Genomic DNA, 7,459 nt, shown 5'->3' with positions numbered 1-7,459 from the left:
AAGCTGGCGATAACGAAGTAGAAAGCTCGAACAAATGCTGCCCTACGGGTTCATCTAAAAGCGTCCTGCGCTGCGTTGCTCGTCGTTTACATAGAATAACTATGCTTCGCTCCTCGCGCCTTGCTCAGAACGCTTTTAGATGGAACAAAAATCAACCACGAAAGATCAACAGGACCTAAAGCCTCTCCTGCCAATACCCTGGTAGTTCATCTTGACAAAAGAGGGGGGGATTTTCTTCCGGGGCTTATCTGCCAATCTACTTCCATATACCGGGGCTTTAAGCCCGTCGACCTATCGCTTAATCGCCAACAAATTCCTTAATGCGAAATATATAAGTTGACCGGCCTCTCAAAATTAAGCTGGCTGTTGGAAAATTCAGTTTTTTATATTTTCATCACTCACTTATTATATTATATTGTAATACAATATAATAAGTAATCTCTGGGGTTAGTCTTTCATGCCGACTGTTCTAATTTACTACGCGGATCGTTTGGGTGGACATACTAGATTTTACCCAGTCGCAAAATTGATCGCAGAGGAGAGCTTAATGGATTGTTTCGCAGTTTAGAAGCAGCTGCAGCAACGCTCACTAATTTTTCCCGGCTGATGATTGTGGCGCCGCTGCAGTGGTATCCGAGAGCCTATCCCGGGTGTAAACAAAAGTCTGTTTGAGCGGTTTTCTGATACCTATTTTTTGCTTCAACTCTTTATTATAAGGTTGCTTCATGCCCATATTCTCAACATTAGCACATTCAGGCCGCCGTATTCATGTCCAGATAGCGAGGCAGATAGCCTGTAAAATTTTGTCCGGTGAACTGAAAGAAAATCAAAAATTGCCGAGTGAAATGGAGTTATGTGATCAGTTTGGCGTCAGCCGAACTGCATTGCGCGAATCGACCAAACTACTTTCGGCAAAAGGGTTGATTGAATCCAAGCCCAAAGTAGGCACGCGCATTCTTCCCCGCTCCAACTGGCACTTTCTTGATTCTCAACTCCTTGACTGGATAGAAGATATCGAAGATACCCAGCCATTTTTAGCGCAGTTCTTAGGGCTTCGAAAAGCAATAGAGCCGGAGGCTTGTGCGCTCGCCGCGATAAATGCCACCTTGGAACAACGTAAAATACTGTCCCTGTTATTTCAAAAGATGACCCTTGCTGCAAATCATATCGATTACCAGGAATGGATAATCAATGATCATCAATTTCATCAGACAGTTTTCCTGTCGACGGGGAATCAGTTCTATATTCCGTTTGGGCATCTTCTGGAAACGATTTTTAAACAGTTTATCGATCGTTCATCAGAAGGGGAGCGATTCTGCCTCGCCGAGCATCAGGCCATTTATGACGCGATCATGACCGGCAATGCTATTCAGGCTCGAGCGGCTTCCCGAATGCTGCTTGATGATGAGAACCAGAAGCTTGCTTTGGTCGCAAATGCTTGATGCTTGTGCCGGTGGTCATTAAAAAATACCATGCCGGGAATAACCGCGAAGTGGTACTTGGGTCAGTAACTCTAACAAAATAAGGTTTTTTTTCGTGTCTTCCCAATCTTACCTTAAAAAAAATATCTCTCTGGCCTGGCCGCTGGCACTTAATGCTTTGTTGATGCAGTCGATGCTTATGATAGACACCTTATTAGTCTCTCCCTTGGGAGAGGTTCCACTTGCGGCCATGGGAATCGCAACAACCATTATTGCCTTCATTCTTGGCATTCAAATGGCACTGGCAAACGGTACGCAACTGGTACTCAGCCGGGCGGTCGGCTCCGGCGTTCAATCTTCTCTTAACAAAGCATTTTTATCCGGGCTTATCATCAACTTCCTGATCGCTTTTCTGTTTTGGGCTGTGCTTACGCTGTTTGACCAGGTCTTAATTCAAACTCTGACGAATGATCTGTCACTCCACCTGAAGATCTCAAGTTACCTTAATATTGCTAAGTATCTGGTTTTATTTACTGCGCTGACACAAGTTTTTACGGCTTTATTCAACGGCCTGGGTAGAACCAAAGTTCCTTTCAGGGGGTATTTGATTGAGTTACCTATCAATGCACTTTCGTCTTATCTGTTTATTCACGGATGGGGGGATTGGCATGGCTTGGGCGTTCAGGGGGCAGCTATTGGTAGCGTCATCGCGATCCTTATTCGGTCACTCTATCTGTACCTATATATACACTACGATAAGAGTATTCAGTTATCATTTAATACCTTTCGTTCTGGATTAAAAACCAACATCCATCATCATTTTAAAGAGATTTTTCCTGTTGCAGCGAATGTCACCATGCTTTCTATCGGAGCGACCATCTATCAGCTGCTTTACTCACAACTTAATATTAATGCCTACGTTGCCATTACGCTGGTTATGCCATGGCTTCGTTCCGGTACACAGTTTATTACTGCATGGGCGCACTCTTCTGCAATAACGATTAGCCAGGCCATTGGCTCAAAACAGATGGATGATCTGAGGAAAAATGTCGATACCAGTATTGATATGGCTGTTGTTATTTCTATTTTGTCTGCTTTCTTTTTTGTCGCACTGAGCTTTGTTATTGGTGATCTATATCCCGATTTGGATCCGGCAACCTATCAAGCGTTAACGGTAATCGCGCCACTTTATATTCTGTTACCTGTTGTGCGTGGTTATAACACCGTACACGGGCATGTACTGCGTGCTTTGGGTAAAACCACCGCGGTATTCAAAATCAATTTCACCGGACAATGGCTGATCGCCATTCCACTCTGTGCGTTAATTATTTTGGCCTTTGACGCTTCAATATTCTGGGCATTTGCAGTTCAACCCTTTGAAGAAATAGTGAAAATGCTGCCATTCCGGCTTCTGGCGAGAAACTCTCTTAACGAGTTTGATTTGAATAAAGCCAGCAAGTTGATGTATGACTAAGCTAAGCTTTCTGCCATTTTGAGTTCGACCTGCGGGTTATCAGCTGATGGCTGAAAATACCTTAGTTCCCATGCAGTACTTATACCCATGATACTTCAAGATGCAAAGTCAGCAAGGTCAATTGTGCCGAGATGCCAGGCATAAAATTGAAGTCTAGTTATTCTACAGAGAGATTTTATAACAAAGCAGATTGGTGCAATTTCCCTTGCCCTACGGGGCGCGAGCTCGAAAACCAGCTCTGCGTTGCAGCAATCGAAAAGGGAGTAGCCATTACCTCATGTTGCGCCTTGCTCTGATTTCCAAGCTCGTGCCTGACAAAGCATTTTGAAGTAACATGGGTATAGATGTGGTAATTGACAATAGTTAAACACGTATCCAGGAAAAGAAACTCAAGGCCATAGAAGTCAAATTACCAACCGCCTTTTACATTTATTAAACTTACGGTTAATTCTGCAGGAGAAACGATTGAAAATTGCATTAATGATGGAAAACAGTCAAGCAGGCAAAAACACAGTAGTTTACAGAGAACTACAGGATGTTGTCAGTGCACTGGATTACCCTGTTTACAACGTGGGCATGAGTGATGAAAACGATCATCACCTGACTGATATTCATCTGGGGATTATGGCGAGTATTCTTCTCAATTCAAAAGCGGTAAATTTTGTTGTGGCAGGTTGTGGTACCGGCCAGGGAGCATGATGTCTCTTAACATCCCCCCTGGTGTAGTGTGCGGTTATTGTCTGGAACCATCGGATGCATTCCTGTTTAACCAAATCAATAATGGCAACGCGCTGGCGTCGGCTTTTGCCAAAGGGTACGGTTGGGGAGCTGAAATTAATCTTCGTTATATCTTTGAAAAAGCCTTCACTACCGGTGAGCTCGGCCAGGGCTATCCTCTCGAGCGTGCGGAGCCGCAGCAACGTAATGCGGTAATTTTAAACGATGTTAAAGCCGCTATGCTAAAAGATGATTATTTAGATACGCTGAAAGCTATCGACCAGGAACTGGTGAAAACGGCTGTCTCCGGTGAACGCTTCCAGCAGTGTTTTTTTGACAACTGTCAGGTAGCGGAAATTGAAGCCTATGTGAAGTCTCTGTTACGTTAACTTCACCGCACGTATACATGGTGAATTGCCGTATTAAGTTTGTCGATGGCATATAATACCAAATCCGATAATTATCTATTCATTTATGCTTGTTAAAATGAATGCTCGCCAGACATAAAAATACGTTTTAGTCTTTGTTATTGATTTGATTCAGAACGTCCTGTTCTTCACCACTTTGTGGCCAGCTAAAGCTGTTCAAAATCGTTCCATACGATTTTGTATAATTAGAACAACTAGTTACTGCAATCAATGCCTTGCTTTCATCCATTTTTTCTACGCCTAAATAGATCATCTAATTATCGGAATTGGTATAATTACCCGTAGCAGGTGTTATTCTTCAATGTAACTTTCAATGCTCGGACATGAGCAGATTAAATTACGGTCACCAAAGACGTTATCAACCCGGTTTACTGTTGGCCAGTATTTTGCGTCTTTTGTCTGAGCAGACGGGAAACAAGCCAGTTCACGGCTGTAATCATGCGTCCATTCAGCCACCATTAAATCAGCTTGTGTATGGGGTGCATTCACCAGCGGATTGTCCGTCGCCGACCACTGACCCTTTTCTACCTGTCTGATTTCGTCACGAATGGCAATCATGGCATCGCAAAAGCGGTCCAGTTCAGCTAAATCTTCTGATTCAGTAGGCTCAATCATTAACGTACCGGGCACCGGGAAGGACATAGTTGGTGCATGGAAACCATAATCCATCAAGCGCTTAGCCACATCTTCACCTGAAATAGCGCAGCTCTCTTCGATAGGGCGGATATCAATAATACATTCGTGAGCAACGCGCCCTTGTTTACCGATAAACAGCACCGGATAGTGCGGACGTAAACGCTCCATTACATAGTTGGCGTTTAAAATCGCCAGTTTAGTGGCCTCGGTTAATCCCTGCTCTCCCATCATGGCAATATAAGCGTATGAGATAGGCAGAATAGAAGCCGAGCCTAATTCCGCTGCTGATACTGCGTAATGTTTGCTATCAGCAGACTCCGTTACTTCAATATGCCCCGGCAGGAAAGGTATAAGGTGTTTTTTTACACCAATTGGGCCCATGCCCGGGCCGCCGCCGCCGTGAGGAATACAGAATGTTTTATGCAGGTTAAGATGCGAGACATCCGAACCGATAAAACCCGGGCTGGTCAATCCAACCTGTGCATTCATGTTTGCGCCGTCGAGGTAGACCTGACCGCCGGCCTCATGCACCCATTCACACACTTCCTGAATGCCTTCTTCATAAACGCCATGTGTAGAAGGATAGGTGATCATGATGCAGGAGAGATTTTCCCGGTGTTTTTCAATCTTAGCTTTTAAATCGGCATGATCGATATTACCCTGTGGATCGCAGCCGACTACCACCACCTTCATTGATACCATTGCCGCTGTGGCTGGGTTTGTGCCGTGTGCCGAGCTTGGAATCAAACAAACGTTACGATGATTGTCCCCCCGGCTTTGATGGTAGCGCTGAATGGCGATAAGACCGGCATATTCGCCCTGCGCACCGGAGTTAGGTTGCAGTGAAAAACCATCGTAGCCGGTTATTTCGCAAAGCATCTCAGTTAATTTTTCAGCCAGCTCCTGATAACCAAAGCTTTGCTCTGTAGGTGCGAAAGGGTGCATTTGGCCAAATTCAGGCCAGGTAACGGGCTGCATTTCCGCTGCGGCATTGAGTTTCATGGTACAGCTTCCCAGCGGGATCATACCGTGGGTCAGCGAATAATCTTTATTTTCCAGTTTTTTCATATAACGCATCATCTGGGTTTCACTGTGATATTGGTTAAATACCGGATGCGTTAAGTACTGACTGGTGCGACGGCATGATACAGGTATAGCTTCAAATTCATCGCCGGCTACCTGCGCTTCAAAGTCTGCAACCAGGAGAGGTTTACCGGTAATGGCCAGTAATAAATCTTCAACGTCTTTAACGGTTGTTGTTTCATCAAGGCTGACACCCAATTGTACCGGGATATTATCAGGCGTAGGGAATTTGCGTAAATTCATGCCCTCGGCCAGCGCGCGGTGGTAAATCGCTTTGCTGTGCTCATTGGTATTCAGGGTGAGCGTATCGAAGAAGTGCAGGCTGGCTAATTCTATCCCTTCACTGCGTAACCCGGCTGCTAAAATGGCAGTTAGATGATGCACGCGGCGTCCTATTTTACGCAGCCCTTTGGGACCGTGATAAAGGGCATAAAAGGCAGACATATTAGCTAACAGAGCCTGAGCTGTACAGATGTTGGAAGTCGCTTTTTCACGGCGGATATGCTGTTCGCGGGTCTGCATTGCCATGCGCAACGCCTGCTTGCCTTTGCTGTCTTTAGAAACTCCGATAACGCGGCCGGGCATAGTGCGTTTGAATTTGTCTCTGGTCGCCATGAAACCGGCGTGCGGGCCACCAAATCCCATTGGCACACCAAAACGTTGTGCACTGCCAATCACAACGTCTGCGCCCATTTCACCCGGTGCTTTAAGCACTGTTAATGCTAATAAATCAGAGGCAACAGCCACCAGAGTCTTTTTGTTATGCGCTTTATCGATAATCTCGCTGAGATCCTGAACATTACCCGTGGTGCCCGGGTACTGCAGTAGGGCTCCAAATACATCATGATTATCAAGCTCTTCAACTGCACCCATGATAATCTCATAACCTATATATTCTGCGCGGGTGCGCACCACGTCTATGGTTTGCGGGTGAACGTCATCAGCCACGAAGAAAGCCATACTCTTACTTTTGCCCGCTCGTTTACACAGGGTCATTGATTCTGCGGCAGCAGTGGCTTCATCTAATAACGACGCATTAGCCAACTCCATTGCGGTTAAATCCATAACCATTTGCTGATAGTTTAATAATGACTCCAGACGGCCCTGAGATATCTCCGGCTGATAAGGGGTATAAGCTGTATACCAGCCAGGATTTTCCAGCACATTACGCAGTACAACATCAGGGGTTAAGTTGTTGTAATATCCCTGCCCGATAAAGCTCCGGTTAACCACATTCTTGTTGGCTATCGTCCTTAATGCAGTCAGCATCTCTGATTCGCTTTGTGCCGGTGCTAATTTCATTGACTTGGATAGGCGAATTGATCCGGGCACAGTTTGATTAATAAGCTGTTCAACACTGTGTACGCCGATAGTCTCTAGCATTACTTCCTGCTGTGCTGCGTTCGGCCCATTGTGACGGGTAGCAAATTCGTTATTGTTACTTAATAGATGAAGAAGAGTTTTATCGGTCATAGGGGGTTCCTGAACAATTTCTACCTATTTGAGGCACTTTCAGTGCTGAGATAATAGTGCTAGGGTCTGTTGACCTTTCGCGTGTGTTTTTGCAGCAATTTGTTCGTGTTTTATACAAGGCAGAGCCTGCGTAGTGTAGTTGTTCTACATAAGCTGGCGATAACGAAGTAGAAAGCTCGAGCAAATGCTGCCCTACGGGTTCATCTAAAAGCGTCCTGCGCTGCGTT

4 protein-coding genes and 1 pseudogene are annotated in these 7,459 nt (G+C 45.3%); 3 read left to right on the top strand and 2 right to left on the bottom strand.

Translation table 11 applies throughout. The features are described from left to right. Positions 1 to 725 precede the first annotated feature (725 nt). From ABZA00_RS15605 to ABZA00_RS15595, 3 genes and pseudogenes are all read left to right on the top strand, one after another. Positions 726 to 1,442 (top strand): FadR/GntR family transcriptional regulator, encoded by a 717-nt coding sequence (locus ABZA00_RS15605; RefSeq protein ID WP_372883080.1) that lies wholly within the window; start codon positions 726 to 728, stop codon positions 1,440 to 1,442. A 94-nt stretch (positions 1,443 to 1,536) separates the two neighbouring features. Next, positions 1,537 to 2,895: an MATE family efflux transporter gene (locus ABZA00_RS15600; RefSeq protein WP_372883079.1), complete on the top strand. Its 1,359-nt coding sequence runs from the start codon at positions 1,537 to 1,539 to the stop codon at positions 2,893 to 2,895. A 465-nt stretch (positions 2,896 to 3,360) separates the two neighbouring features. Further along, a pseudogene (locus ABZA00_RS15595) lies at positions 3,361 to 4,001 on the top strand (RpiB/LacA/LacB family sugar-phosphate isomerase). A 127-nt stretch (positions 4,002 to 4,128) separates the two neighbouring features. Here ABZA00_RS15595 and ABZA00_RS15590 read toward each other — a convergent pair. Both ABZA00_RS15590 and gcvP read right to left on the bottom strand, forming a co-directional pair. Further along, a complete protein-coding gene (locus tag ABZA00_RS15590; protein ID WP_372882713.1) occupies positions 4,129 to 4,293 on the bottom strand; it encodes a hypothetical protein in 165 nt (54 codons plus the stop codon). Positions 4,294 to 4,331: 38 nt separating this feature from the next. Next, positions 4,332 to 7,232 carry an aminomethyl-transferring glycine dehydrogenase gene (gcvP, locus tag ABZA00_RS15585; RefSeq protein WP_372883078.1) on the bottom strand — a complete coding sequence of 967 codons (2,901 nt, stop codon included), beginning with the start codon at positions 7,230 to 7,232 and terminating at the stop codon, positions 4,332 to 4,334. Positions 7,233 to 7,459: the final 227 nt, after the last annotated feature.

The sequence above is a fragment of the Psychromonas sp. genome, assembly GCF_041586535.1.
Lineage (GTDB): Bacteria > Pseudomonadota > Gammaproteobacteria > Enterobacterales > Psychromonadaceae > Psychromonas.
Note: the sequence above shows the minus strand (reverse complement) of the source record. Positions and strands in the feature narration are given on the sequence as shown.

What these genes read in the sequence shown, in the direction of transcription:
- ABZA00_RS15590 (WP_372882713.1), bottom strand. Translation starts at nt 4,293, where the DNA reads ATGATCTATTTAGGCGTAGAAAAAATGGATGAAAGCAAGGCATTGATT.
- ABZA00_RS15605 (WP_372883080.1), top strand. Translation starts at nt 726, where the DNA reads ATGCCCATATTCTCAACATTAGCACATTCAGGCCGCCGTATTCATGTC.
- gcvP (WP_372883078.1), bottom strand. Translation starts at nt 7,232, where the DNA reads ATGACCGATAAAACTCTTCTTCATCTATTAAGTAACAATAACGAATTT.